Genomic DNA, 25,547 nt, shown 5'->3' with positions numbered 1-25,547 from the left:
AAAAGCATTCTTTCTTTATCCTAAAAATTTCATACTAAAAAGAACATCCTTTTTTAGTAGAATGCTCTGCTTTTCACTTCATTTCGCATCAATATTTTTTCAATACTATTGTATGTTTCATTCTGCAAATTATGTTTATCCACTTCAATAAAGAAAAACTTAAATCAATTCAGGTTTTAATTAGCCCACGCCAATCAGACTACATGCAAATAGTGGGCTAAAATTAATAAATCCACTTTATATTTAATGAAATTAAGCAAACGAAACATTATAATATCAACATTCTATGAAGCATTGATCATTCCTATTTAAAATAATTACATAAATTCCCATTGTAATTCTTAATATTTAAATGTAATATTACATTGTCTTACTATCCATTTATAACTCACACACTAATTAGAAAAGGGAACCTATATAGGTTCCCTTTTCTAATTACAATCATTATTTCTTTTCTAGAAATTCAAATGTATTTTTAAATTCTTTATCATTCACTTTAATATCAGCATCTTTCAATAAATCATTAACTACTTGTTGTTTCCATTTTCCAGTCGTATCTTGTAGTCTTTGCTGTTCTAAATCTTTACGAATTTGATCTTTTACTTCATCAAATGGCTTCAATTCTTTTTTATCTGTCACTTTAATAATATGGTACCCGTAAGTTGTTTTTACTGGCTCACTTACTTGTCCTGCATTTAATTTATATGCAGCTTCCTCAAATTCTTTCACCGTTTGTCCTGGAGCAAAACCAGTTATTTCTCCGCCTTGTTCTTTTGAACCAGTATCCTCTGAATATTGCTTCGCTAAAGCTGCAAAATCTTCTCCATTATTTACTTTCTCTTTCACTTCTTTAGCAGTCTTTTCATCTTTCACTAAAATATGACTTACCTTCATTTCTGGTTTATAGTTATCTTTTACATCTTTTTCTGTGACAGTCGCTTTAATCGCTTTCTCAAATGCGATTTCTGGCTTCATTTTTTCTTTTAATTCATCTTCATTTTTTAATCCAACTTGCTCTAAAGTCGATTTGAAGTTGTCACCCATTTTATCTTTTGCTTCTTCTACTTGTTTTTTTGCTTCCTCATCTGAAACTTTATATTTATCTAGCAACGCCTTACTTAACACCATTTGGTATAAAGTACTTTCCCCATATTTTTGTCTTAATTCTTTACTTAACTCTTTCTCTGTAACATTTCCTACTTTTGATGTTACTACATTGTCTGAGGAACCACATGTCGATAATGCCAGTACTACGCATGAAATAATTGTTCCTAAAAATAGCTTTTTCTTTTTCAATTCAAAATACCTCACTTTTATTATTATATAAGAATAACTATACAATGTACTTGTGTTAACAATGTGTTTTCCACATGTAATTCATTTCATTTGAATAAACTATGTATCTTGTTCTTTTTTGTTCAAATATTAAAGGTCATCTTACTATGTATCAGTAAAATGACCCTTTACGTATTCCTATAGATTCTTAATAGTTACATGTTCTTCCAGTATCCAATTATTTTGCCCGATATCTACCGCATTTTTGGCTCTGCCCCACACACGAAAAGATTTTGATCCATCAATATTTCCTTTATAATTTATACATTCAGGCTCTGCATAGTAATTAACTCCATACCCAACGGGATATTTTGAAGATGCATAAAACCATTTCACATCAAAATGTTTTACATATACCCACTGTTTATCATTGCCTAAGCAAATCATATCTTTATTTGCGCCTCCCCAATAACCATGTAAGACTAAATATGGAGTTTTTTGAGTGATTGTACCTGTAAACTGAGGATTCGCAGGATTTTCATATAGATTTATGCCATATCCATCAGAATATTTTGAAACCGCAATACCGATACCAGTTGATCTTTGTGTATCCTCTTTGCCGGATTGAACAGATTGATTTACTTGATCCGATCCTATAAACCAAGAAAGCGACTTTTTTCCTATTAATTGATTTAAATCACATTTCCCAATACCAGGAACATTTCCCGAATCAGTATACTGCCAAATATCACACGGATATGCTGGCTTATTTCCTCCATAACGAGGAATCCATACAAAATCAACTTCAATATTACGTGCTCCAAATGATACATACGTGTGATGCCCCACGTATAGCCCTACTTTTTTCGCACCTAAACGGCGTAATTCATCTATAAACGCTTGTGTCCCCCCTTGCATATTCATCATCGTTTGAATTTCTACGTCCACCACCCAAAACTTAGCAGATTTATCGCCACGACTCCAAAAATCTTGTGCCTCTTTCCTTGCATCAGCAATAGATATAAAACGACAAAATGCATAATTACCAAATGGAATACTGCGTTTCTTCATTTCATTCACATAATTTTGATACATAAAATCTACCGTATTCGAACCATCTTGAACTCTAGCAATAACTAAATCTAGCTGAGATGCTGCAATATCCCAATCAATAGTTCCATTCCATTTTGAAATATCGATAATATACCCCAATACAATTCATCCCCTTTTTAATATCATATTCAAAGCTTGTCTTATTAAAAGCCCCTTATGCCTAATACTAGCTATCTATAATATAAATAAGGAGAATCTATATTATTTTTCAAAACATATAATCTTTTAATTAAACTTCCACTAATTTTATTTATTTTTCATACAGTTCATTCACAAATACGAGATATGCACTATCATCTATTAGTAAATAATATCAATTAACCTTTCATTAGCGCTATTATTAGAAACGTTTTCATTATTACTACTCATCGATATTAATCTTCTTTAGACTAATAAACATATGTATGACAGCTAACTTTCTGTGTTTCTTACGGTTACTCTATATTAATGAAAATAATTTACCTTTCATTTCTTATATATTTTCGCATCAAACATACTATCTTTATACGCTATATATTTATCAGTGGAAATTTCAGTCACCATCCGCAATTAGCTAGACAATGTAACGTTAATACATATAAAAAAGACATTTTCTATTAAAGAAAATGTCTACTTACAATCTAGTAAAACAGTTTTGGTGTTAAATCTGTATTTTGTAATTGTGCACTCTCACCGCTCGGAACACAGCTTGTGGAGAATAAAATTGGGATATCACAAATGTCATCGTTCATTACATCATGAAATACATTTGCAGCAACACCAGTAAATGTTTGACATAAATTTGAAATATCATCATTAAAAAATTGAATCACTTGCGCAGCAAAAACTGGAAAGACAACATTTGATCCTCCAGGAAGCTGCGGTTGTACAACAACTTGTTCAAAATAAGGATTATTTTCTAACGCCACTTGAAATAAATGAGCAATTTCGAATGCATCTAGTGGACATGGAAGTGGATTTACAATGTTATTTTCATTATTAGTTACAATAACTGTTACACTTACATTCCCAAATTCTACAAAAGATTTTAGAAGCGTTGCTAACGCTATCGCTTTTTCATTACTTAACGCATGCACTAATATAATATAATTCCCGCCAACTGGAATTAGCGGACCAACTGAAACAGTTGGATCAGCACCAATTGAATTTTTTAACTCATTGAAATATGTGATCCATGGTGGTGAAAGCTGAGCTTGTACATTTTCTTGCACTCTTTCATTACCTCCTAATACAAGTCTTACTACTATAATATGTATCAAGGAAAAAAGTGTATTAGATAAATTACTTGTTTTTTGCTTTTACCTATTATATCGATTAAACATTTTATAGAACATTCTCAGTTTCCAATGCATTTCCCCCATTTTCACCACGCCATAAAACCCCATATTATTATCAACTCAACTAAAATTTCATATTATATTAATACGCCTTTATAATCTGAACGAAAAAGTGCAGAATAAGATACTGCATATGAGGAGCTGATTTCATGGAAAAAAAACCTATCGTGGTCAAAGTTCCACCAAACTCAAAACTACAAATCACATTTTTCGGTCCTTGTAACGAGGTAATTACAAATGTTTCTATAATTAATCAACTTTCCACACCTAAGTGTCAAACTATTACGCAATATCCACACTATAAGAAATACGAAACTGAAGTACGATCATTATCCAATTGTTAATCCGTTCTATCCATATTTTGATTAGCTAAACGACTTCAGTAAAAGACTAAAATTACTCATTTCATGATATTCTATTGATAATCTATTGATTTTTCACACATTTTTGTTAACCGAGCATATATTATCGTATGGAGATTATCCACTCATAAAACCTATCTTTCTTTAGAGCGTACTGTTTATGTATGCTCTTTTTTTATTCATCCCTCATCCTGTACATATAAACCTGTTTACTTTTATATTTCACAGGCGATCCCCCATCCTGCTTACTTATAAACAATTTAATAAATGTGTAATCATTCAAGCATTATATTCATCTAATATATTTCCCTTCTAAATTGACCATAGATGTATTAAAATTCTTTATATACTCAAGGAGGTCAAATATGTTCAAGTTGCATCCCATACTACTCATCTTAGGATTTATTTTATTTTTATATAGTGTAATCGCCTTAATGTTATTCCTTTCCATACAATAGTAATACCTACATATACGTATGTTAAATATGTAATTTCTATATAGTAAAGAAAAAGCCCGTAATTATACGGACTTTTATGCATTTATAAATTAAGATGTCTTTTCTATTCCATAAAACGACTAGCAAATGTAATGCCAAAGAACTTTCACAACCATGTTACTTGTTTCGTTGTACTCTTTTTTTACCTGTAGAAAATCCAATACTCAAAATAAGATACCCATTTCACCCTTACATCCTAGCATGTGAAATGCTCCTGAAAAAAACTACATTTAACCTATTTACTTATATATTTTAGAAAAACAATAATAATCCCCCACCATTTGGTAAAGGGGATTAACTAAACCTACTGAAAAGTAATTTATTCTATTCGTTATTTAATTGGAGAAGGAAATCTTGCCGCTTCAAAATGTGAGCCGTCTTCTGAAGGACTTAAAACTCCGTCTATGCTACTTTGTGCATAAACCTCAACTTGATCTCCTTCATTTAATTGAATAATCGTCGAAACACTTACTACATTTCCAAAACCTATTGGACCGAAAAAGTCATTATCTATAGCTATCGCTGCGTTTCCATTTACACGAATTTCTACACGAGCTCTATAATTTAAGCTAGGATCGTTTGGAAAGAAACCAATCGTTCCAATAATAGAGTAAACTCCCCTAGTCTTCGGAATAAAAATAGACGTTACTGGATTATACTCATTTGCTAAATCAAATTGTTCATTTTGGAACAATACCTTTACAAAAGTATTAGCAGGAACCGTTTGATTCACCGTATTTCTAGCTCTAAATGCAGATAACCTAACAAGCTTCCCCTCGTTGTCATTACACTTACTCTTGCTCTTACAACAATCATGCTGTTTCTTTTTATACTCTTTACAATACTTACAGTAGTAATAGCAAGACATACTAGTTCCCCTTTCATGCTTATTACTACATATTATGTAAGAGGGATTCGCAATGTTTGGACGAGCTATTGTTTTAGCACTATACTTATCGCCTATTTATATACACTTGAGAGGAAAACATATTAATAAAAACACAACCTAGATGTATAGTGCAATCCATTCAAATTTAATGGATTCTTCTCTTAGCTATTTTACTTTCAATACAAAAAAGAGAGAATCTACATTCGCTCTTTTTTATGGCCCAAAGCTTATCATCCAACCTAACATAAATCCAAATACAGAAAACAGAAAACAGAAACATAAAAATAAATAAACTACATGCCCACAATGCATATTTTCGACTTTTGCTTTTTGTGATCATACCTATGACTGAGCACACCACTCCAATACCAACTATTTGCAGAAAACTTTTATCTATAAATGTTTCTTGAATAAGCAATATAATGTTCAAATACAATAACGCTAGAAAAGCAATAATTAATGAAATAGTCCCCATCCACGTTTCCTGTTTATACATATGATTCTTCCCTTTTTTTAAGAATGCCAATTCCATAACCTTGCTTCACCTACTTTCAATTTTCTAACTTTTTCGTGGCTCATCAATTTTTCAACTTCTACTTTAGGCCCAGTTACAACTGCCCCGTATGTTTTTATCCCATTTTTTTCAAGGAAAGAAATACGCTTTGACAACTCTAATACTTTCGCTCTAGATAGCTTCACTGCTAAATCTTCATGCTTCTGTAATGACTTTAAAACATCAATAAATTGTTCCTCATGAGGTGAATCACTTTCAAAGGCACCACTTGGCCTTGAGATCATTTCTGCTGGAAAGCCAATCGGGGCTACATACATACCCTCTTCGTACGTTAATTGATGTACGTCACATAATAAAATAGATTGTGCCTCTACCACTGGTAAAGTATGAATAATCTGAATTAATTTTTCGTAACTATTTTTTGCGACTACATAATCTTCTGTAGATTCCCCTGCTTGTATTGTCTCTAATTCTTCCGTTCCTACAAAAGTTACTTTTTTCTCTTTCCTAACAAAATCAATAAACGTATGATATGCCACTTTAAATAGCCATGATTTTACCTTTTGGTTTTCATAGTCTTCTAGATAAAGATACGCCCGATAAAAAGTCTCCTGCATCAAGTCCTCCGCTACGTGATGGCTACGAGAAAGGGAAAATAAATACCGGTACACATCGTTTATATAAACCTTATATATTTCTTCAATCTCCATCCCCCTCCTCCTTTCATATATAACACGAATAAACAAATTAAAAAGTTGCATTATTTTTCCTTTTTTCTTTTTTATTATATAAAAGAAATATCATTTATACATTTTAATAACTATTTACAATTATAAATAAAATATGTGATGTTATGGCTGTAAATATCTTTCAAGATTAGAAAAAACGGGTCGAATCTTCTTTGTAGGTTAATAGTTATAAGACAATCGTCCTATTCGATATAACCACAAATAGGACTTCGTTGCTACATCTCGATCTAATCCACGTAAATAAATGTTCATGTATCCTTTCATACAGAGCCATTAACCATCATTTTTCATGATAAAATAATCCCTATTTTTTCTTTAATCGGTATCATCTCATCAAAAAACACTTGTAATATGTACGGAGATTATCTCATCGACTATTTACAAATTGTAGTTGAGAACTATTTGACGCTTACATATCCCCCTCTCCATTGCGGGTAATAAGACTCCCAAAAAATTTCGGAACATGCAAGAAAGATAGGTAGGAGCCGGATCGTCCGTATATGTCCAATTGGTGAGGACTAATAATCGGTTTGGGATACCTGCCCCCTACTGATTAAACTTTTAATTTATAGATTAAATACAGTGCCATACGGGATAGTAAGAAAAGAACTTCCATACGGTGTGATTTGATGCACTGGGTAAAAATACTCCATAGATGAATAATACGGCTGGATACCTTGTTGCTGCATTTGCATTTGTTGTTGCATTTGTAACGCTTGTTGAACAGCTTGAACTGTACTTTGTGCTCCGCTAAACGTTATTGATGTACCATACGCTGGTCGCATACCTGCTTGGGTAGTAAAATATGAATAAAACATTATTTTCATCTCACTTCCGTAAAAGTAATTACAATTTATGTTATGATTTTTTATTTCAGTGGGTGTGGAGAATTAATCTATTAGCTTTGATTAAGTTTAAAAAATTTTTATTATCTGTTACACTTGCATATTTCGTTTACAAGGTTCATCTACTAATACTAATTTAATTTTTGAAGGGGCATTTCATTAACAGGTTTCTGATAACTATTTTTTAAATTCGACCACTTTCAAAATTTTAGAAATGAATGTTCAAGATTACTAAAAATAGATTACTTATCTATACAACCTTCACAAAATACAAACACCCTAAACGGATGCTTTATTTTTCACTACTTTTATTCATTAACAATAATTCAATTGTCCTCGTATTTCACCATTAGAATGTTGTACTGTATGAACATTAATATATATGTTTCCAGATATGATTTCATTTACAAGAGTACCTAATGTTTGACCCGTTAACGGCCCGACCAAATCTTCTTGAGTAATCATTCCCGTAAGAGTTGCAAACTCTATTGAAACTGGATTTATTATAGGTCCAAATAAAAAAGCTACAACAGGACCGTTCGTTCCTTTTGACCCAAGATGCAGATGGGCAGCTACTACATCCTCTATATCGAATAAATCTAACTTAAATTTTAAGCTAAGCTTGTCCGGGCTTAATTTAAAGAAAGCCTCTCCTCGAGCATCTGTCTCTACTGGTGGAACTTCATTCCTACCGCGTAACTTTGCAAAGAACATATTTACCACTCCTACGTTTTTATATACTCCTAATATATTCTTGTCCTTCATATATGGTGTTAATAAATCAGGTATTAGTTTACTTAATTTTTTTATACTATAGGTTAAATTATCAATTCTATTAAATTCATTAATCTGACTATTACGTATTGATTTTTTATCCATATACTATATTAGATTACTCGAAAGGAGGCGAAAATATGGAAAGCTGTGTTTTGTTCGTTAATGGACAACCTCTTTTAGTGGTCTCAGTCGCTGGAATCGAAATTGCTAGATTAGAACTTTCTCTTCAAGTAGCATTGACCTTAATAGCATTAGGAATTCCAATTTGTGCATAAACGTTAGGTATCTATTCAAAAGAGAGCTTAGGCTCTCTTTTTTATTTATATCTTTCCTTCACAACAAAAAAGACACCACTAAAAGCATGGCATCGCATAAAATAACTGCTATTTGTTTAATCATTTCTTCACTAGCAACCCTAATTCATGTAGAATTTCTGAGAACGAATAGCCATATGCAAAACCTACAATACGAATCCCTGGAATCCATCTATGTTCTAAATTTTCATTGTATGTTTTCTTATAATACTTTAATTTAGAATCTATACTATATTTGTCGTCAATAATTACTTCATCGCTATGAAATCCATCCGTTTCAATCTGAACAGCTACGTACTCTGCTCCCTTAATAAAGGCTTTATTATAACACTTTTCTAATTCTTCTAATGTCACTCCCATTATTAACCTCCTTTCCAAATGGGTGTTTTGTTCAATAAAAAAGAGTATCTGGATCAGTAGATGCGAAGATATATAAAAGGTAAGCTCTTTGAGTATTTAATAGATTATAAGCTGGTTGCTTGTCCTACAATATATTATATGATTTTCATATAAAAATGGTTCATCAAAAAACAAGGTAAAAATTACTCATTGTCACTTTGGAAAATAGTTACATTTCTTAAAAGCTAGTCTATTAATCGCTCCCTTCCAACTCCTCATTTTCTTCACGTGTTTGTCCAATTAATGAAATTACGGAACCTACGTTTTGTATCCAACTTCCTGCTATTTCTATCAGCTGTCTTCCTTTATTTTTTCATTCGGTTCGCTATTTATTTGAGTGTTTAAATTTTTTCCATTTATATTACTTTTCCTATAAAACAAAGTAGTTTTTGCAAATAGATGATTTCTTCACTAGAACACTTAATAAATTACTCTTTTATGTTTTAAGTTAATAAAAATATATTTCCATTTTGTTTTCTAGCCTTACTTACACTTCCTGTTAATAACCAAGTATTGATTATACGTCCCATAAGAACGTCTCGATTTTCTAAACATATACTTAGAAGAAAAATATTCCTGAACATCACACAAATACTTACAAATCCTTTAAATGCAGAAGAAAATATAAACTCTTAAAGCATACTTAACGATGATAAAATTTTAAAAAGGAGGTAATTATGAAAAATAATCAAAACTCAAACGATCCGTGCAAAAAATTCCAATTCCCCTGTTTTTTTCTCATTTTCTCAGCAACAAGAATTATTGTCCCTCATTAACCAATTAAATCAAGCTATCCTTTCTTTCTTTACCACGCCAAATCCGACAACTATACAAATACTCCAATCATCATTACAAGCGTTAAATGATTTAATCATTGCCGTACAACCAAATACTCCAAATAAAAATTTAGTTATACGAACTATCACTCAATTAATCAATTCTTTGCCTACTGCATCTCTTACTCAAATCTCTGCATTATTCCAATTTCTATTCCAAAATTTATCTTCGCTCATTAGTTGTTCCAATATATCGGACCCATTGTTACAACAAACATTCAACTTAATTTTGCAAGGAATATTGAATAGTTCTCTATTAAATATTATCGGAATACCCGGTCCTACTGGAGCGACAGGACCTAGAGGATTTCCAGGACCTAAAGGAACAACTGGTCCTCAAGGGGTGCAAGGTATTCAAGGGCCAGAAGGACCAGAAGGACCTACGGGACCTCAAGGGGTGCAAGGGCTTCAAGGACCGGAAGGACTTGCAGGAGCTACTGGACCTCAAGGCGTGGAAGGTATTCAAGGCGTGGAAGGACCAGAAGGACCTACGGGACCTCAAGGGGTGCAAGGCATTCAAGGACCACCTGGACCACCTGGACCCACTGGTTCTGGGACTGGAATGGGTGTTCCTGGACCACCTGGACCTACGGGACCTCAGGGTGTGCAAGGAATCCAAGGGCCGGAAGGGCCGGAAGGACCAGAAGGACCGACTGGACCTCAAGGGGTGCAAGGGTTTCAAGGGCCGGAAGGAATCGAGGGGCCGACTGGACCTCAAGGGGTGCAAGGCATGCAAGGACCAGAAGGACCGGAAGGACCGACTGGACCTCAAGGGGTGCAAGGTATTCAGGGGCCAGAAGGACCACCAGGGCCCACTGGCGATTGTGAGTGTCCACCGGGGCCGACTGGACCGACTGGGCCTACTGGACCGACTGGGCCTACTGGGCCTGCATGTAATTTCCTAGTATATGTTACAAATGCAGGACTCATAGATGACCCTACAAATGATACAGTATCTGTAATTAACACCGGAACAAATACTGTGGTTGATACAATTACTGTAGGTAATGCACCTCTTGAAGTAACAGTTTCACCAAATGGCGCTCGTGCTTATGTTACTAATATTTTTTCTGATACCGTTTCTGTAATTGATACTGCTACGAATACAGTTATTGCTACCATTCCTGTTGGGGCTGATCCAATTGGCGTAGCTGTTTCACCAAATAACACAACTGTTTATATTGGAAATCACGCGAGTGATAATGTTTCTGTTATTAATGCCGCTACTAACACGGTTATTGATACCATCCCTGTTGGTAACGATCCGCAAGGAATCACTGTTTCTCCAAATGGAACTTTTGCATATGTTGCAAACGAACTAAGCAACAATATTTCTGTTATTAATACTGCTACTAATACAGTTAGCGCTACCATTTCTGTTGGCATTCGTCCTAGAATAATCGTCTTTACACTAGATGGTACTCGTGCGTATGTCACAAATCAAAACAGCAATACTGTTTCTGTTATTGACACCGCTACTAATTCCGTAATTAATACAATTAACGTAGGTACTGAACCGGTTGGTATAGATATTACACCAGATGGCACACGTATTTACGTTGTAAATAAAGTTAGTAATAATGTATCCGTAATAAGCGTGGCGACAAATACTGTAATTAATACAATTCCTGTTGCCTTATCCCCGGATCAAGTAACCATCATACCAGATGGCACTCTCGCCTACGTTACAAACCAAGGTAGCAATACTGTTTCTGTTATCAATACTGCTACCAACACGGTTATAGATACGATGCCAGTAGGTATTGCTCCAACTGGTATAGCAACTGGAACTATTTGTGAATAAAAAAAACAGAGAGCCAAAAATATATGTCTCTCTGTTTTTTTGCGTTCCTTAAAAACTTCATATTCATAGCCCCGCTTGTATGAAATGAAGTAACTGATTAACTTTACGAACTTGAAAAACAGTCACAAATTATCTATATCACTCTCTAATCATATTTTCTAATCTTCTAAAATTCTTTTACAAAATAAAAAAGCAGCTGTTAAGCTACTTTACATTCGTTTTATCCCCAAGTGAAATGATATATATATTCTCCCGTTACCCTTTGATTAATCCCATTAATTCTAGCAAACCGCATTAAGTCCGCTCCTTGAAGAAAATACATCGCAAGCATTACTGGAACTTGCGACCACATAAACTGATAAAGCTCCTCGACTCTCAAGTTTGTCGAAACAATTAAATCATTTACAGGTCCTTGATTCCATACAGAAGTTCTAACTGAAATAAACGAAAGATCCTTTCCATTAACCACTATTCTTGCCATGCTTTGAGTTATGTCCACATCAATTCCCTCCATCATTACAAAAATCGGACCTGTGTATTTACTCCTATGGTTATAAATATTCTCAGCTTTCATAAATGACTAAGGCAAACCTCTATTTTTCACTTCTATTCAAATGAATTTATTTATTACAGTAAAAAACAAATGAAATTTTAATATTACTCTCCCTCAACTTCCATGTGTATGAACATAGGTTTTTCTAGCATCTAGTTCACCTCCTTAAAAATGCAGGATTTCCCTTTCCGCTATCGAATTAGTAATGTTCGGAAAGGGGGTGTCACATGGCGGAAATTAAAGTGGGACTTACACAATTTTTAGACTTTACACTGAAAAGTAGTGCAGCAAAAACAAATTTTGTAAAGAATCTAAAATCTCAACCTGAATATCACCCGATTTTTGATTACTGGAAACAATTACGAGAAACTGTTATTAAATTTCATAAAAACGAACTACCTTTTGAATGTTTTGAAACATTAGTACAAACTGTTGACCAGAAGAAAAAGCAAAACTACATTGATGTTATAAAGCAGTACAAAAAATTTATTAAAAACAAAGATGTCTCTTGGTTCGATCCAGGTAAATCACATTGGTTATCAGATAATTTAATCGTCCGCTCATCACCTGAACTCGGTTTGCTCATTAATGATGAGCCACATCTTATTAAACTGTTTTTCAAAGGAAAAAAAGAGCGAATTGATAAATATAACATCAACTCAACACTGACATTATTAAATGAATCAACATTTTCAAATGAATATAACGATGTGAATTATACAGTCCTTAATATCCAGAAGAACAGAATGTATACGAATAACTCTATTAATAATGATCATTTAATAGCTCTTGAATCAGAAGCCCACCAGCTTTCTTATTTATGGAATAAGGTGTAAAAGGGTATTTGTATCTATTTCAATACCTTGTTCATGCGTAATTTGGGCACAATTTTCACAAATCCATTTCGTTTCCTTTAAGTGAAGCTCACCTTCTTGTTTCTCACAAACAATGCAAGGTGGGCGTTTTTTGAAAACAGTTTCTTTACCCATTTCAACATCCTAATTCCCCCTCTGAAAGAATAATATAATGATCTTTTTCTACCACATCTACATCCCCCCCTTGTTAGTCACGCTTCTTTCACCCACATTTCTTTATTTGGTTGTGATTATTGCTGGAACTCAGCTAACACCGCCCTAATCTCTTCTCTCACAACTTCACGAATAAGTTCTTATAACGATTCCTCTAAATTCATATATGCATCCCCTACATCTTTTTTGAATTTCCTGCTTGTTGTTTTATTCACTCATAAAATTTATGAGTGATCATCCACCGTTTACCTTCTCTAAGTACCGGAAAGAGATTGCTTGTTTTATCCGACATCACATTACGGGCACTTCATAAACTTCTCCTAAAAATATGTGAGAAAAGAACGTTATAGCGATGGCTATCATGAATACACTTTGAATTACCCTACTTATAATAGTAACCTTTCAATTCAGAAGTTTGACACAACCCTAGAAAAAGCTTATAAAGAAAAGTGAGGTTCCTAATATTCGTTTCTAGTTTCTAAGGTATACATCCGAAGATCATTAGCGAACGTTTAGGACTTAACAGAGTAGGTATCACATTAGACAATTACTTCCATGTTGTACCAGGACTTCAAGAAACTGCGGTGGATCAATTTGCAAACGAATTATTCAGAAAGAAAACTCTCGTTAGAAGTTTTCATTTCACAGCAAATACACCAACTAAACAATCAAAAATATTGATAGTGAAAAAGGAGCAACAAAACATGAAAGAAATCAAATCAGAACAGGAATTCAAAGACATTATCGCAAGTGAGGAGCCAGTAGTTGTTAAGTTCTTTACTACATGGTGCCCAGATTGTGTGCGTATGGACAACTTTATCGGAGATGTAATGGAAGAGTTCAATAAGTTTGAATGGTATTCTATTAATAAAGATGAGTTCCCAAGTATCGCTGAAGAGTATCAAGTAATGGGTATTCCAAGTTTACTTGTATATCAAAATGGTGAGAAGCTAGGCCACTTACATAGTGCTAACGCAAAAACTGAAGAGCAAGTTACTGAGTTTTTAGAAGCATACTAAGATTAAAACCCTCTGAAAAATAATTTCTAGAGGGTTTTAATCTTTTTTCACAATTATCTTTCGTAGTTGTTTCGTCATTTCTTCAGAAGTGTAATAAACAGTGTCTTCATGACCAATGTACATAATTACACTCCTTTCCCCTTCATCTCCGAGGTATAAATGGATACCCTTCGTATCACTATTTTCATATGTAATTAGTATATCGTATTGTGGTGTTTCGCCTCTTTTCTTTGGTTTTTTCATGCCATTAAACATATTATTAATTCCATTGATTATTTGTTTGTCTTCCATGTTTAGAAAATAATTTTCATTTAATCCACCGTATCCATTAAAAGTAGATATGGATACTTTAGAAATATTATGTTCCTTCACATTTTCGTTATTTGATGAATTACACCCAATCATTATAAGAACAATACATAGTAAGAAAAATATTAGTTTTTTCATCCTCTTACCCTCCCACCCTTTAATTGTAAATGAATCCCAATTAATTTCACACCCTAACTTTGCACTTTACAACATATTTTTCCTTCACGAAACTTTGTTATCCCCTTCTTAAAAACCTAAAAAACGTCAACAATGTTTGTATAGACCCACACGAGTTTCGTTTGGTACTCTATTTATAGAAAGAAATTCCTTGTAGAAAGGTGAGTGATTAAAATGGATACTCTTTCTCATAAAGAAGCTGATAAAGGTGCTATTGTCAGCATTATGGCCTACATATTTTTATCCTCTATGAAAATCATCATCAGTTATATTACCCTCTCTAGCGCATTACGTGCTGACGGTTTAAATAACTTAACGGATATCGGTGCTTCTTTAGCTATATTAATTGGTCTAAAAATCTCTCGTAAACCTCGTGATCCAGATCATCCTTATGGGCATTCGCGCGCAGAACAAATTGCATCACTTGTTGCTTCTTTTATTATGGCAACGGTCGGTTTAGAAGTTATTATTAGTGCTATTCAATCTTTTTTAAATCCGAAACAAGCAGCACCTAATGTACTTGCTGCATGGGTAGCCTTATTTTCTGCTGTCGTTATGTACTTTGTGTATTTGTATACGAAAAAGATTGCAGCGCGCACAAAAAGCAAATCATTAGAAGCCGCTGCAAAGGATAATTTATCAGATGCACTCGTAAGTATTGGTACAGTAGTAGGTATTGTCGGTTCGCAATTCCAAATGCCTATTTTAGATCCTATTGCCGCTTTAATTGTCGGCCTTATTATTTGTAAAACTGCATGGGAGATTTTCGTAGAAGCTTCTCATATGTTAACGGATGGAATCGATCCAGATAAGATGGAAGAGTACGCTGGTGCTATTGAACATATTGGTGGCGTGGAAAACATCGTAGACATTCGCGCGCGTATGTACGGGAATCAAACGTACGTTGATATTACAATCGAGGTAGATGCTCGTATGGATGTTGGTGAAAGTCATTGTATTACTGACAACATCGAGGCTATGCTTCGGAAAAAGTTTGGCATTTACCATGCACACATTCATGTTGAACCAATGGAAAAAGAACCTATTATGACATAGGTTCTTTTTTAATGAACGCTTTATGAAATATAACACATAAAACGAGCCAGCTACCGCCAGCTGCCCATCCTGCTAATATGTCAGATGGATAGTGAACGCCAAGATATATTCGGCTAACTGAAATAGATAATACAACAAAGCTCGCTATAAAAATAATCAACAATTTTTTATGCAATGTAATACGTTCTTCAGTAATTGTGACGTATGCAATAAATCCTAAAAAAGCAGTAGCATTCATCGTATGACCGCTCGGAAAACTATATCCAGTTGCAGTAACAAGCTGTGTTACATCAGGTCTTGCTCGTTCGTACCATAGTTTAAGCATACTGTTTAAATAACGAGATCCATAATAATTAATTGTTAGAAGTAATGCACTAAGCAACTTTTTTCTAACGAGAAAATACATTACAAGAATGATGAGTAACGGAAAATATATTCTTTTGGAACCGATAAAAGATACCCAAGTAAAGTAGGCTGTCAAGTAATCGTTTCGAAAGCTTTGAATAAAATGCGCGACTATATTGTCAAATTTCTCAATACAAGCGGTATGATACGAAAGTGATAATACGACAAAACAAATGAGTAGCGTAAAACTTAACAAGTATAAATGTCGATATCGTTTCACATACATAACCTCACTATACAAAAAAATGGAGCGGTTGTTTTAGTTTTCCTCTCCATTTCTTTTTTATGCATAGTTTATTTAAAAATATAATTATTAATTTTTTCTTGCATTGTTGGAATATCTTCATTCGTTACTGTAAAGCGAATCACTTTCTCGTCAAGATCAAGCGCTTCTGCAAATAAACCTGCTAATCCGCGAGATTTTCTGTCTACTTCCATAATAATCTCTAGGCGATCGTAAGCCCTTGGTAAGATTAATAATTCTAGTTCATCTAATTTCCCATAATACTCTCCGGAAACAGGAACAAACTCAAATTCTTGTGCAAACGGAACTTGCTTACGTAATCGATACGGTAATTCTTCACATTCTATATGACGCGCTTTAAAACCTAATTGATTTACACTCTCTAACACACTATTTAATAGTGCATTAGGCAACACTTGAATGTAATCACGATCACTTGGATCTATACTGCGTTTAATATCAAGACCTGTATGCACCCAAACTGTTTTCATTCCAAGTGTAAGCGGCGTTTCAACTGGCATTATAAATGAAAATGGAATTTCTTTTTTTTCATTCGGCTCAACAGAAAAAGGTTCTGTTAAACGAACTCGCTCTAAATCATATGTTGCTGTTACTTTTTTATCATCCACTTCTCGTACATACGACGTCGATAACGTTAAGTAAATGCTTTCAATTTGTTGGCTAACTGAACCACCAGTTATATGAACCTTCCCTAGTATCTCTTCTCCAACAATATACTCATCTTTTTCAAGAACTGTATCTACTTTTGCATTACCAATACCAACACTTGCTAAAAACTTTTGAAACATGGAACCTCCATCCTTTCTAAAGCAAAAGCTATATCTTTTTTTAAATCTTGTACATTCTCATAGTACGGCGTTTTTATTTGTAACATTCGCATAAGCATTTCACGGTTATAATTTTCCAAAGTTAATTCGTCATACCATGGTTTTTCATGTTTTTCATTAGATTCATAGCCTGCATATAATAAAAATAACGAGAAGTGACCAAGCGCATAAAAATCGCTACGAAAGTGAACTTCTCGCATCAAAGCTTGTTCACCTTCATAAGCTGTAGCTCTTTCATCACCTTCACCCTTCAATTTAGCTAATCCAAAATCAATAATACTAATTTGGTTTTCTTTCATTAATATGTTCGGAATACGTAAATCTCGGTGAATTATACCTTTATTATGAAACACCGATACAATTTCTAATATTTCATATAAAATTTTTAAAACTTCACGTTCTGTATATGCATGCCCATCTAAGAAAATATAATCTTCAAAATTTTTACCAGGCATATATTCCATCACGAAAAAGCTTTTTTTCTCCCATACGAAATGATCATATAAACTAGGAATTGCATGATGATTTAATGTTTGTAAAATCATTTTCTCTTGTTCAAATGATTTTCTACCAGACTCATATCTTTGTTTACTTTGTCTTAATTGTTTTAAGACTTTATATCTATTTATTTGTAAGTCATTAACGACATATGTAAGCCCATAACTGCCCATTCCAATTACTGATTCAATTTTATAACGTTCTGCAACGATTGTATTTTTTCGCAGTGGTCTATCAAATAAAGCTAGTATACGATGCCATTTCATCAGCTACTTGAAAAGAAGCTACGACTTTTACGTTTTCTTTTATAATGCTGATGCCCATAACCGGATGAACGTCGTTTATAATCGCTACTTGAATAAGAGCGACCTCTATGGCGATAATCACTACTAGAATGCGAACGATACTTTTTCCTACCTAATAAAGAATCAATAATTTTTTTGAACATCCCTTCACCTCTTGAGTAAAATTTTCTTTTAATTATACCAATAATTTCCGACTATATTTGTGACAAGTTTGTAAAGAGTAAAAAACGACGAGTTAAGCCCGCCGTTACTTTCACTCATCCTCTTCATCAAAAACTTCATCAATCATACATTTCTCTAATAAATACTCGAATGTAATATCTGCGAGATCTTCAATTTCTTCTCGTTTTGGGACGTACCCTCTTTCAATTAGTTGCTCATAAAAAAACTCCGCAATCTCTTCCGTATCAATTACGACCTCAATTTCCTTCATGAGCATCACTCCTTTATTTCTGTTTTATGAAAAAATCTCAAAATTATGTATATGAGATTAGAAAAATAGTTTTTCTTTTTTTATAGGTCATATCCTTTGGACGAGATGCATACGATGGTAGTACAAGCTATCAAAAAAGGGGGATTTAATTATGGAATACCAATATGAGGTAGAACAAGAAGTAGGGCAAACAAAAGAAGAGTTCATGCATGAAGATCAATGGGCAGACTCTCTTATTAAATGGCTTTTTATTTTTTTAATAATTGTAGGCATACCTTATACTGCATATGTTGTTGTTCAATTCATTCTCTCTTTCTAGTTAACTATTTTTTCTCTGTCAATTTAACTAAATAATTATGAACAACATCCATAACAATTTTGTATTCTTCATCTTTAAATGTATCGAATAACAATTGATAATCGTTATAAATATCAAGTAATCCATCAATGATCTCTTGACGATTTGTCTTAACACTCACTTTTTTTGAGTTGTTAATTGACTTTAATTTCCCTAAATCTAATTTATTCATACCAGCTTTATCTTGTTTCATTTTCTTCAAAATTGCATTTGCCGTTTGAGCATTAGCAAGTAACGTTAAATCTGATTCATCCGCTTCTAACCATTCTCCATCCGTAATTCGTGACAATTCGTATATAGTATCTTCCCATGCGTCATTTTTATATCTCCATACTTCTGTACGAAAACCAACAATTCGAAACACATCTTTATCGTATCCTGTTACTTGCACGAGATCACCAAATGTGAAATTATAATTTAATTCGATCCACTCAGTTTCACCTTTTTTCATATCTTGCTCTGAAACGTGCTGCAACGTTTGCTCTACGTAAAACCCATCGTGATTATTGACTTCGTAAACGTAAACTCCATCTAAAACCTTCATATTTGTGATTTTACCAACGGTTCCATATAGCGTAATCACGACTATGTCCCCTACGTTATATTTAGGTTGCTTTTTTCTCGCCATCTATATCTCTCCTTTTTTTGACGTCGTGATTTTGATAACAGTATATGCAACCTACATAAAAACGCTTATCACAGAAGCGTATATTCATAAATTTTTTCAATAAAAAATATCACCGTATAAAAAAATTATTTACAACGTAAAAAAAGCTAGCAAATAGACTAGCTTCACGTCAAAAATTTCATATAGTTCTTATCTCTCTTGTATGTATAAATCCCAAGCTTCATCAAATATAGACATACTTTCTAGCAATCCACTTAACTCTAAGTATGAACTAATTTCATCATAATCTTCAGATTGCTTTGGAAAGCTTAAATCATCATACATTGCTTCTGCTAAATTCGATACTTCATTACTAAATAAAGCTGCACGATGCTTCATCATATAGTGGTAAAATGTCTTTTTCAAAAATATTCCCTACCTTTCTAACTTGGATACATTATACAAGGCAAAAAAGAAAAAAACCAGCATAAATGCTGGTTAAAAGTCGAAATAATTTCTTTTTAATAGACGTGGTCTTCCCATTAATTCTTCATATGTTAGTTGTTTTGGTAAATCTTTCGTATAAATTAGAAACAATTGATCTTCTATTTCTTTCACTGTTTGATCTGCTTGATAGTCCATACCACATGAGGAACAAGAAATGCATGGTGTCTCTTGGATTTCAATGGCTTTCGTACCATCTGGTAATTCCCAATATACAGTATTCAGGCTTTCTTTCGCTTCTGTACTGTCACACCACATACAATTCATACTGCATCATCCTCATTTTTTTTGTCGTTTTCTTCTAATTTAGCCATTTGCGATTGATACTTTTTATCTTTAAGTTGATCACGCTTATCACGTTTATCTTTTAGTGATGCATGAGTGTCATTATCTTCATAGTCTTTACGACGGCTCATACGCTGTAAATCGTCTGGAACAAGGTTAAATTTCTTATCACTCATAAGACCTGCGATACCAACATCTGAACGTTTTTCTTCGTAGTTTGGATAGATTTCTTTAAAGTACCCTTCTGCTCTTCCTGGGATATAGCTCTCTGGCTCTGGATACGTTGTAATAACACCTTCAAAGTTACGAAGCACAACTTTATCTGCACTTTGCGAAATTAAATAGTTTGGTTGAAGCGCAATTTTCCCGCCGCCTCCTGGTGCATCTACAACGAATGTTGGAACCGCATAACCAGATGTATGACCGCGTAAACCTTCAATAATTTCAAGACCTTTAGATACTGGTGCACGGAAATGACCAATACCTTCAGATAAGTCACATTGATAAATGTAGTATGGACGTACACGGATTTTTACTAAGTCATGCATAAGTTTTTTCATAATTGGAACGCTGTCGTTAATACCAGCTAAAATTACTGCTTGGTTTCCGACTGGAACACCAGCATTCGCTAGCATTTCACATGCTTTTTTCGATTCCTCTGTAATTTCAATAGAAGTATTGAAATGTGTATTTAACCATACTGGATGGTATTTTTTAATAATGTTACATAAGTTTTCTGTAATACGCTGCGGGAATACTACCGGCGCTCTCGTTCCGATACGAATAATCTCGACATGCGGAATCTCTCGTAAATTTTTTAATACATATTCTAAAATTTTATCGTTAATAAGAAGACCGTCTCCACCAGAAATTAATACATCTCGTACTTGTGGTGTATCACGAATGTAACCGATCGCATCATCTAATTGTTTCTTCGGCACACCCATTCCAATTTGTCCACTAAAACGACGGCGTGTACAGTAACGACAATACATAGAACATTGATTCGTTACTAAGAACAATACGCGGTCTGGATAACGATGTGTTAGCCCTGGAACTGGTGAATCTTCATCTTCATGAAGCGGATCTTCTAAATCATATTTTGTTTTATATAACTCTTCCGAGATCGGTACAGATTGCATCCGAATCGGACAGCGTGGGTCATCAGGATTCATTAGCCAAGCATAGTACGGTGTAATATTTAACGGGATCGTTTTTGTTGAAATTTTAACGCCTTCTTCTTCTTCAGGTATTAAATTAATCACTTTCTTTAAGTCATCCAAAGTTTTGATCGTATTCGTTAATTGCCAAACCCAGTCATTCCATTGCTCTTCAGTAACATCCTTCCACAACTCGATATCCTTCCAGTGACGATTTGGTTTGTATACATCATGTAACATTGCTATTCCCCCTTTTTATACGCTCATCCTTTATATAAGCAATAGTTATGCCAACTTTACATTATTGATAAGTAAATGTACGGAGAACGCTATTACATAAACAAAAAAATATTTGTAAGAACTGTATGAAATCCATACATACTATCATATTCATTACTTTTTATATATGTAAACACGCTTTTATTGGTGCAAACACACAAAAACCGCCAATTATTCGGCGGTTTTGTCGTACTTACTCAATTTATATTGAAGCGTTTGGCGAGGGATACATAACATTTTTGCAGCTTGTAATATATTCCCTTCCGTTTCAATTAACGCTTGATCTATTAATTCCTTTTCCGTTTGATGAAGTGCTTCTCTAAGTGGCAATATGTTCTTCTTCTTTGGCAGATTCTCTTTCCGAAATGTACGCGGTAAACAATTGGCTGTTAGTGTATCCCTTTCTGCAATAATGACAGCATGTTCAATCGTATGTTTTAGCTCACGAACATTGCCAGGCCATTGATAAGCTTGTAGTCTTTCTTTCGCTTCCTTATCCATTTGAAGTACACCTTTTTTATAGCTTTTATTATATTCGTTCAAAAAATAAGACGCTAATAATAATACATCCTCAGTTCTTTCACGTAGCGGCGGAATATATAATGAAAAGACATTTAATCGATAATATAAATCCGTACGAATTTTATTCTCTCTTAAACATACTTCTGGTGGCTGATTCATTGCGGTAATAACGCGAACATCTACTTTTCGCGTCTTATTATCACCAATTCGACGAATTACACCATCTTCTAATACACGTAGCATTTTCGCTTGTAAATCGAGAGGCATTGAATTCAGTTCGTCTAAAAACAATGTCCCACCATCTACAAGTTCAAATAACCCTGCTCGTTCAATTGCCCCAGTATAGCTACCTTTCGTCGTTCCGAACAATAAACTTTCTAATAGCGACTCTGGCAAAGCTGCGCAGTTTTGTGCAATAAATGGCTTGTTCTTCCGTTTAGAAGCTTCATGAATCGCTTGTACAAATAGCTCTTTCCCTGTCCCTGTTTCCCCATATATTAAAACATTTGCATCAGTTGGCGCTACTTTTTGTGCTAATTCTTTCGTCTGTTTAAACCGAGCATCATTCGTCACGATTGTCTCAAATGCAACATGCTTTTTGATTGCTTTCTTTCTAGATGACCGCTTTATTTTTGACTGCAAATCTACAATTGTATCCGTAAGTTTTTGAACTGTGGAATAATCCTTTGCAATTTCAACAGCCCCAGCAATATTTCCATCTATAAAAATAGGTAACGTCGTATTTACTGTACAAATGTCTTCCCCATTTAAATTTTGATAATGCTGAACTTGATGAACGATTGGTTTTTTTGTATCTAACACTTTCATTAACGTACTTGTTTCCCTAGATAAAGAAGGAAACGCTTCTAACAAATGTTTTCCTAACACTTTTTCAATTTTTGACCCATCGTGTTTTGCAGCTACAGTATTATAGAAAATTGTAATACCATTTTCATCTACTGCGTGTATAGCCTCATCAATACTGCCCAAAATCGCTTCAATGACTTCTTGTGTCGAAACTGCTAGCAATGTCATCCCCCCTTTTGCCGAAAATCCAGCAATCACATGCTGAATTTCCGGCATACCTATATGCGATTATAAGCATGACGATTCCGTTCTATTTTTTATACCGTACTATTTAGACAAATCTTTCACCCATATATTCATATCTTCCAGCTTATCGAAAATGTAGCAATTGTTCGCCAGTCTTCCTGTATACGTATAACCTAACTGATGAAAGGCCGCATTCATTCCGAAAGAAAGTGATCGAGCAATTGTATAGGAGCAGAAAATCGATTTTTCTTGCAGTTCTTCTTCTAACTTAATTAGTAAACTTTTCATAAACCCATGCTTACGATATTCGGGTAAAGTAGCACAATTCGTTAATTCTGCATTTCCTTCTTTTATATTCATTTCTGCAGATGCTGTACTAATTATTTCCCCCTCGAATTCGTACACATAGTATATTGTATCGTCTTCCTTCATCGTTTGTTTTACATAACTCGCTTCGTTTAAAGGAGTCGGATAAACTTCAAATACTTTTCCAAAGACAGCCGCTAATTCTTCCGCATCCTCTTCTGTCGCTTTTCTTAATAAAAATTTCTCTGGGACTATTTTTTCCTTTACTTCTTTCGCTTTAACACCGCTTAAAATAGTATCTTCCTCAGCCCAATGAATACTATTCCGTCTTTCATCATTAATAAATTTCACGAAGAAGTATGCATCGTGACCTTGAAAATAATGCGGTATTGTTGCTTCCAATAAAAAACCGAAAGAGAGCCATGTAGAAACATGCTCTCCCTTTCCTTTAATAATACATTTAGTGAAAGAATGCTTCTCTGCTAATTCGTCAATTGTTTGGATAATCCTCTCAATATTTCCTGTGTAGTGGTCTACTCGAATACGTTTATTAAAATAATCTAAAACGCCTTCTACTGTATAGTCATTCGTCTGTTCTCTAAAAGATTCATAGTATTTCATTTTTTCACCTCACACCAATCTAGTAATGTACATGCAATAATTTTTGCGGCAGCTATCATTTTATCAACTTCTATATATTCGTTTGGATAATGTGCTACTTTCGTCTCTCCTGGACCAAATACTATCGTTGGTACACCTGCGATTTGTGTAAATAAACCTCCATCAGTCCCCCACGGAGATGCTTCAATAATCGGTTCATTCCCTTCGATTTCAACAAAGTTATGCTCTAGTGTCGTAATTAACTCATGATTTTCTTCTAGTTCACCAGGAACCCATCTCGCTCCAAACCATTCTACTTCTACAGGATTTTCAACAAACCAATTGTCCACATTATTTAATTCAGCGATCCAATTCTCGAACTCTTCTTTTGCTGCCTCTATAGTCTCATTCGGCGCAATACCACATCTTCCTTCTAAATTTAATGAATCAGGAACAGAACTTGGCCAGCTCCCACCTTCAATTTTCCCAATATTAATTGGAATTGGAATCGGGATTCCTTTAAATAACGGGTCTGTAATTCGGTCATTTCTCTTCACTTCCAATTTTCTCAAATGATCTACAACAAACATACTTTTTTCAATTGCACTTACTCCTTCATAACGCGTTCCACCGTGTGCTGCTTTGCCTTTCACATGTAGACGAAACCACATGGACCCTTGTTGTTTCGGGAAAAACTTCATATTAGTTGGTTCTGGAATAATGACACCATCTGCTTTATATCCTCGTAATATAGTCGCTAATGTTCCTGCCCCGCCGCTTTCTTCTTCAATTACACTTTGAAAATAAATATCTCCTTTTAATTCAATACCAGATTCAATAATGGCTTCCATCGCAAGCATCAGTGCGACATTGCCGCCTTTCATATCCGTTGTTCCACGACCATATATACGATTCCCTATTTGCTCACCACTATAAGGGTGATGGTCCCACTGATTCACATCTCCTTCTGGTACGACATCAATATGTCCATTTAATATCATAGATTTCCCGTCGCCACTTCCTTTTAAAGTTGCCACTATGTTCGGGCTATCTGAAAAACTTGTACGCGGTGATACAAAATAAGGATGATCTTTCATTTTAGAAAATGAAGGTTCCCAAATATCAAGATCTAAACCTAGCTCACGTAATTTTTCAATTACAATTGCCTGCGCACCACTTTCATCACCAGATACGCTTTTTTCTTGAATTAATCGTTTTAAAAATTTTACGCTTTCCTCTTCATGACTCTCGATATAATCACAAATTTTCTTTTTTAATTGCTCCATA

The 25,547-nt window shown here is 34.1% G+C and carries 29 protein-coding genes and 4 pseudogenes; 7 read left to right on the top strand and 26 right to left on the bottom strand.

Annotated features, from left to right (window positions below):
• Positions 1–444: 444 nt before the first annotated feature.
• The 3 genes from QCI41_RS01645 to QCI41_RS01635 form a co-directional block, all read right to left on the bottom strand.
• Positions 445–1,296 (bottom strand): peptidylprolyl isomerase PrsA, encoded by an 852-nt coding sequence (locus QCI41_RS01645; RefSeq protein WP_353838594.1) that lies wholly within the window; start codon positions 1,294–1,296, stop codon positions 445–447.
• A gap of 177 nt (positions 1,297–1,473) precedes the next feature.
• Positions 1,474–2,487: a glycoside hydrolase family 25 protein gene (locus tag QCI41_RS01640; protein WP_353838595.1), complete on the bottom strand. Its 1,014-nt coding sequence runs from the start codon at positions 2,485–2,487 to the stop codon at positions 1,474–1,476.
• Between the two features lie 521 nt (positions 2,488–3,008).
• Complete coding sequence (locus QCI41_RS01635; RefSeq protein ID WP_001157700.1) at positions 3,009–3,599, bottom strand: hypothetical protein; 591 nt, start codon at positions 3,597–3,599, stop codon at positions 3,009–3,011.
• 275 nt (positions 3,600–3,874) lie between these two features.
• Here QCI41_RS01635 and QCI41_RS01630 point away from each other — a divergent pair, with 275 nt between their 5' ends.
• A complete protein-coding gene (locus tag QCI41_RS01630) occupies positions 3,875–4,069 on the top strand; it encodes a hypothetical protein (RefSeq protein ID WP_353838596.1) in 195 nt (64 codons plus the stop codon).
• 846 nt (positions 4,070–4,915) lie between these two features.
• On the opposite strand, the gene QCI41_RS01625 is transcribed toward QCI41_RS01630, so the two are convergent.
• The 6 genes and pseudogenes from QCI41_RS01625 to QCI41_RS01600 form a co-directional block, all read right to left on the bottom strand.
• Positions 4,916–5,452: a C1q-like domain-containing protein gene (locus tag QCI41_RS01625; protein ID WP_353838597.1), complete on the bottom strand. Its 537-nt coding sequence runs from the start codon at positions 5,450–5,452 to the stop codon at positions 4,916–4,918.
• A gap of 234 nt (positions 5,453–5,686) precedes the next feature.
• Positions 5,687–6,005, bottom strand: a pseudogene (locus QCI41_RS01620) (hypothetical protein).
• Positions 5,987–6,310 (bottom strand): annotated as a pseudogene (locus QCI41_RS01615) (anti sigma factor C-terminal domain-containing protein); the annotation flags it as partial. The pseudogenes QCI41_RS01620 and QCI41_RS01615, both read right to left, overlap by 19 nt.
• A pseudogene (locus tag QCI41_RS01610) lies at positions 6,296–6,697 on the bottom strand (sigma-70 family RNA polymerase sigma factor); the annotation flags it as partial. The pseudogenes QCI41_RS01610 and QCI41_RS01615, both read right to left, overlap by 15 nt.
• A gap of 605 nt (positions 6,698–7,302) precedes the next feature.
• Positions 7,303–7,554, bottom strand: a complete 252-nt coding sequence (locus tag QCI41_RS01605; protein ID WP_000500107.1) for a DUF3947 family protein — start codon at positions 7,552–7,554, stop codon at positions 7,303–7,305.
• A gap of 342 nt (positions 7,555–7,896) precedes the next feature.
• Positions 7,897–8,295 (bottom strand): CHRD domain-containing protein, encoded by a 399-nt coding sequence (locus QCI41_RS01600; RefSeq protein WP_353838599.1) that lies wholly within the window; start codon positions 8,293–8,295, stop codon positions 7,897–7,899.
• Between the two features lie 200 nt (positions 8,296–8,495).
• Here QCI41_RS01600 and QCI41_RS01595 point away from each other — a divergent pair, with 200 nt between their 5' ends.
• Positions 8,496–8,633: a DUF3956 family protein gene (locus QCI41_RS01595; protein ID WP_000443219.1), complete on the top strand. Its 138-nt coding sequence runs from the start codon at positions 8,496–8,498 to the stop codon at positions 8,631–8,633.
• A gap of 120 nt (positions 8,634–8,753) precedes the next feature.
• Here the strand turns inward: QCI41_RS01595 and QCI41_RS01590 are convergent, their stop codons facing one another.
• Positions 8,754–9,032 (bottom strand): hypothetical protein, encoded by a 279-nt coding sequence (locus QCI41_RS01590; protein WP_353838600.1) that lies wholly within the window; start codon positions 9,030–9,032, stop codon positions 8,754–8,756.
• Between the two features lie 232 nt (positions 9,033–9,264).
• Positions 9,265–9,416 (bottom strand): annotated as a pseudogene (locus QCI41_RS30600) (DUF6944 family repetitive protein); the annotation flags it as partial.
• Between the two features lie 339 nt (positions 9,417–9,755).
• On the opposite strand from QCI41_RS30600, the gene QCI41_RS01585 reads away from it, so the two are divergent.
• Entirely contained in the window at positions 9,756–11,711 is a 1,956-nt protein-coding gene (locus tag QCI41_RS01585; RefSeq protein WP_483299071.1) for a collagen-like repeat preface domain-containing protein, read from the top strand.
• A gap of 220 nt (positions 11,712–11,931) precedes the next feature.
• On the opposite strand, the gene QCI41_RS01580 is transcribed toward QCI41_RS01585, so the two are convergent.
• Positions 11,932–12,285, bottom strand: coding sequence for a hypothetical protein (locus QCI41_RS01580; protein ID WP_353838601.1), 354 nt, complete (start codon positions 12,283–12,285; stop codon positions 11,932–11,934).
• 206 nt (positions 12,286–12,491) lie between these two features.
• Between QCI41_RS01580 and QCI41_RS01575 the strand changes: the two genes are divergently transcribed.
• The gene (locus tag QCI41_RS01575) at positions 12,492–13,100 is read left to right on the top strand and encodes a hypothetical protein (RefSeq protein ID WP_353838603.1); all 609 of its coding nucleotides are present in this window, start codon (positions 12,492–12,494) and stop codon (positions 13,098–13,100) included.
• Here the strand turns inward: QCI41_RS01575 and QCI41_RS01570 are convergent.
• Entirely contained in the window at positions 13,083–13,253 is a 171-nt protein-coding gene (locus tag QCI41_RS01570; RefSeq protein ID WP_353838604.1) for a hypothetical protein, read from the bottom strand. The genes QCI41_RS01575 and QCI41_RS01570 overlap by 18 nt on opposite strands.
• 743 nt (positions 13,254–13,996) lie before the next feature.
• Here QCI41_RS01570 and QCI41_RS01565 point away from each other — a divergent pair.
• Entirely contained in the window at positions 13,997–14,311 is a 315-nt protein-coding gene (locus QCI41_RS01565) for a thioredoxin family protein (protein ID WP_000658777.1), read from the top strand.
• Between the two features lie 36 nt (positions 14,312–14,347).
• On the opposite strand, the gene QCI41_RS01560 is transcribed toward QCI41_RS01565, so the two are convergent.
• Entirely contained in the window at positions 14,348–14,758 is a 411-nt protein-coding gene (locus QCI41_RS01560; protein ID WP_353838605.1) for a YhfM domain-containing protein, read from the bottom strand.
• 213 nt (positions 14,759–14,971) lie between these two features.
• Here QCI41_RS01560 and QCI41_RS01555 point away from each other — a divergent pair, with 213 nt between their 5' ends.
• Positions 14,972–15,853, top strand: a complete 882-nt coding sequence (locus QCI41_RS01555) for a cation diffusion facilitator family transporter (protein ID WP_046959341.1) — start codon at positions 14,972–14,974, stop codon at positions 15,851–15,853.
• On the opposite strand, the gene QCI41_RS01550 is transcribed toward QCI41_RS01555, so the two are convergent.
• The 5 genes from QCI41_RS01550 to QCI41_RS01530 all read right to left on the bottom strand — a co-directional run bounded on the left by QCI41_RS01550 (position 15,843) and on the right by QCI41_RS01530 (position 18,586).
• Positions 15,843–16,478 (bottom strand): phosphatase PAP2 family protein, encoded by a 636-nt coding sequence (locus QCI41_RS01550; protein WP_000833364.1) that lies wholly within the window; start codon positions 16,476–16,478, stop codon positions 15,843–15,845. The two genes, QCI41_RS01555 and QCI41_RS01550, sit on opposite strands and share 11 nt — an antisense overlap.
• 74 nt (positions 16,479–16,552) lie before the next feature.
• Positions 16,553–17,311, bottom strand: a complete 759-nt coding sequence (locus tag QCI41_RS01545) for a sporulation protein (protein ID WP_353838607.1) — start codon at positions 17,309–17,311, stop codon at positions 16,553–16,555.
• Entirely contained in the window at positions 17,293–18,114 is an 822-nt protein-coding gene (locus QCI41_RS01540) for a serine/threonine protein kinase (protein ID WP_046959338.1), read from the bottom strand. Before QCI41_RS01540 ends, QCI41_RS01545 begins: the two co-directional genes overlap by 19 nt.
• Positions 18,114–18,296, bottom strand: coding sequence for a hypothetical protein (locus QCI41_RS01535; protein WP_046959337.1), 183 nt, complete (start codon positions 18,294–18,296; stop codon positions 18,114–18,116). The genes QCI41_RS01540 and QCI41_RS01535 overlap by 1 nt, the downstream gene beginning before the upstream one ends.
• Before the next feature lie 110 nt (positions 18,297–18,406).
• Positions 18,407–18,586: a YozD family protein gene (locus tag QCI41_RS01530; RefSeq protein ID WP_000658451.1), complete on the bottom strand. Its 180-nt coding sequence runs from the start codon at positions 18,584–18,586 to the stop codon at positions 18,407–18,409.
• Positions 18,587–18,737: 151 nt separating this feature from the next.
• Here QCI41_RS01530 and QCI41_RS01525 point away from each other — a divergent pair, with 151 nt between their 5' ends.
• On the top strand, positions 18,738–18,905 hold the full coding sequence (locus QCI41_RS01525) for a DUF3930 family protein (RefSeq protein WP_000456535.1): 168 nt from the start codon (positions 18,738–18,740) through the stop codon (positions 18,903–18,905).
• Between the two features lie 4 nt (positions 18,906–18,909).
• Here QCI41_RS01525 and QCI41_RS01520 read toward each other — a convergent pair whose 3' ends face one another.
• From QCI41_RS01520 to QCI41_RS01490, 7 genes are all read right to left on the bottom strand, one after another.
• On the bottom strand, positions 18,910–19,572 hold the full coding sequence (locus tag QCI41_RS01520) for a hypothetical protein (protein ID WP_000101496.1): 663 nt from the start codon (positions 19,570–19,572) through the stop codon (positions 18,910–18,912).
• 189 nt (positions 19,573–19,761) lie between these two features.
• The gene (locus QCI41_RS01515; RefSeq protein ID WP_000750728.1) at positions 19,762–19,977 is read right to left on the bottom strand and encodes a YozE family protein; all 216 of its coding nucleotides are present in this window, start codon (positions 19,975–19,977) and stop codon (positions 19,762–19,764) included.
• Between the two features lie 72 nt (positions 19,978–20,049).
• Positions 20,050–20,322: a YokU family protein gene (locus tag QCI41_RS01510; protein ID WP_000995761.1), complete on the bottom strand. Its 273-nt coding sequence runs from the start codon at positions 20,320–20,322 to the stop codon at positions 20,050–20,052.
• Positions 20,319–21,740: a lysine 2,3-aminomutase gene (gene kamA, locus QCI41_RS01505; RefSeq protein ID WP_000902133.1), complete on the bottom strand. Its 1,422-nt coding sequence runs from the start codon at positions 21,738–21,740 to the stop codon at positions 20,319–20,321. The genes QCI41_RS01510 and kamA overlap by 4 nt, the downstream gene beginning before the upstream one ends.
• 210 nt (positions 21,741–21,950) lie before the next feature.
• On the bottom strand, positions 21,951–23,336 hold the full coding sequence (gene rocR, locus QCI41_RS01500; RefSeq protein ID WP_353838608.1) for an arginine utilization transcriptional regulator RocR: 1,386 nt from the start codon (positions 23,334–23,336) through the stop codon (positions 21,951–21,953).
• A gap of 99 nt (positions 23,337–23,435) precedes the next feature.
• Positions 23,436–24,281 (bottom strand): putative beta-lysine N-acetyltransferase, encoded by an 846-nt coding sequence (ablB, locus tag QCI41_RS01495; RefSeq protein WP_046955708.1) that lies wholly within the window; start codon positions 24,279–24,281, stop codon positions 23,436–23,438.
• Positions 24,278–25,546: a peptidase gene (locus QCI41_RS01490; protein WP_046955707.1), complete on the bottom strand. Its 1,269-nt coding sequence runs from the start codon at positions 25,544–25,546 to the stop codon at positions 24,278–24,280. The genes ablB and QCI41_RS01490 overlap by 4 nt, the downstream gene beginning before the upstream one ends.
• Position 25,547: the final 1 nt, after the last annotated feature.

This window comes from Bacillus cereus group sp. MG4, assembly GCF_040460055.1.
Classification (GTDB): domain Bacteria; phylum Bacillota; class Bacilli; order Bacillales; family Bacillaceae_G; genus Bacillus_A; species Bacillus_A wiedmannii.
This window is presented reverse-complemented; position numbering and strand designations above follow the sequence as displayed.

Bases quoted from the DNA above. Each gene is read 5' to 3' on its own strand.
- QCI41_RS01530 (WP_000658451.1), bottom strand. From the start codon at position 18,586: ATGAAGGAAATTGAGGTCGTAATTGATACGGAAGAGATTGCGGAGTTT.
- QCI41_RS01510 (WP_000995761.1), bottom strand. From the start codon at position 20,322: ATGAATTGTATGTGGTGTGACAGTACAGAAGCGAAAGAAAGCCTGAAT.
- QCI41_RS01580 (WP_353838601.1), bottom strand. From the start codon at position 12,285: ATGAAAGCTGAGAATATTTATAACCATAGGAGTAAATACACAGGTCCG.
- QCI41_RS01605 (WP_000500107.1), bottom strand. From the start codon at position 7,554: ATGTTTTATTCATATTTTACTACCCAAGCAGGTATGCGACCAGCGTAT.
- QCI41_RS01630 (WP_353838596.1), top strand. From the start codon at position 3,875: ATGGAAAAAAAACCTATCGTGGTCAAAGTTCCACCAAACTCAAAACTA.
- QCI41_RS01595 (WP_000443219.1), top strand. From the start codon at position 8,496: ATGGAAAGCTGTGTTTTGTTCGTTAATGGACAACCTCTTTTAGTGGTC.
- QCI41_RS01565 (WP_000658777.1), top strand. From the start codon at position 13,997: ATGAAAGAAATCAAATCAGAACAGGAATTCAAAGACATTATCGCAAGT.
- QCI41_RS01575 (WP_353838603.1), top strand. From the start codon at position 12,492: ATGGCGGAAATTAAAGTGGGACTTACACAATTTTTAGACTTTACACTG.
- QCI41_RS01555 (WP_046959341.1), top strand. From the start codon at position 14,972: ATGGATACTCTTTCTCATAAAGAAGCTGATAAAGGTGCTATTGTCAGC.
- QCI41_RS01535 (WP_046959337.1), bottom strand. From the start codon at position 18,296: ATGTTCAAAAAAATTATTGATTCTTTATTAGGTAGGAAAAAGTATCGT.
- QCI41_RS01590 (WP_353838600.1), bottom strand. From the start codon at position 9,032: ATGGGAGTGACATTAGAAGAATTAGAAAAGTGTTATAATAAAGCCTTT.
- QCI41_RS01490 (WP_046955707.1), bottom strand. From the start codon at position 25,546: ATGGAGCAATTAAAAAAGAAAATTTGTGATTATATCGAGAGTCATGAA.
- QCI41_RS01560 (WP_353838605.1), bottom strand. From the start codon at position 14,758: ATGAAAAAACTAATATTTTTCTTACTATGTATTGTTCTTATAATGATT.
- rocR (WP_353838608.1), bottom strand. From the start codon at position 23,336: ATGACATTGCTAGCAGTTTCGACACAAGAAGTCATTGAAGCGATTTTG.
- QCI41_RS01570 (WP_353838604.1), bottom strand. From the start codon at position 13,253: ATGGGTAAAGAAACTGTTTTCAAAAAACGCCCACCTTGCATTGTTTGT.
- QCI41_RS01625 (WP_353838597.1), bottom strand. From the start codon at position 5,452: ATGTCTTGCTATTACTACTGTAAGTATTGTAAAGAGTATAAAAAGAAA.
- QCI41_RS01525 (WP_000456535.1), top strand. From the start codon at position 18,738: ATGGAATACCAATATGAGGTAGAACAAGAAGTAGGGCAAACAAAAGAA.
- QCI41_RS01520 (WP_000101496.1), bottom strand. From the start codon at position 19,572: ATGGCGAGAAAAAAGCAACCTAAATATAACGTAGGGGACATAGTCGTG.
- ablB (WP_046955708.1), bottom strand. From the start codon at position 24,281: ATGAAATACTATGAATCTTTTAGAGAACAGACGAATGACTATACAGTA.
- QCI41_RS01600 (WP_353838599.1), bottom strand. From the start codon at position 8,295: ATGTTCTTTGCAAAGTTACGCGGTAGGAATGAAGTTCCACCAGTAGAG.
- QCI41_RS01540 (WP_046959338.1), bottom strand. From the start codon at position 18,114: ATGAAATGGCATCGTATACTAGCTTTATTTGATAGACCACTGCGAAAA.
- QCI41_RS01545 (WP_353838607.1), bottom strand. From the start codon at position 17,311: ATGTTTCAAAAGTTTTTAGCAAGTGTTGGTATTGGTAATGCAAAAGTA.
- kamA (WP_000902133.1), bottom strand. From the start codon at position 21,740: ATGTTACATGATGTATACAAACCAAATCGTCACTGGAAGGATATCGAG.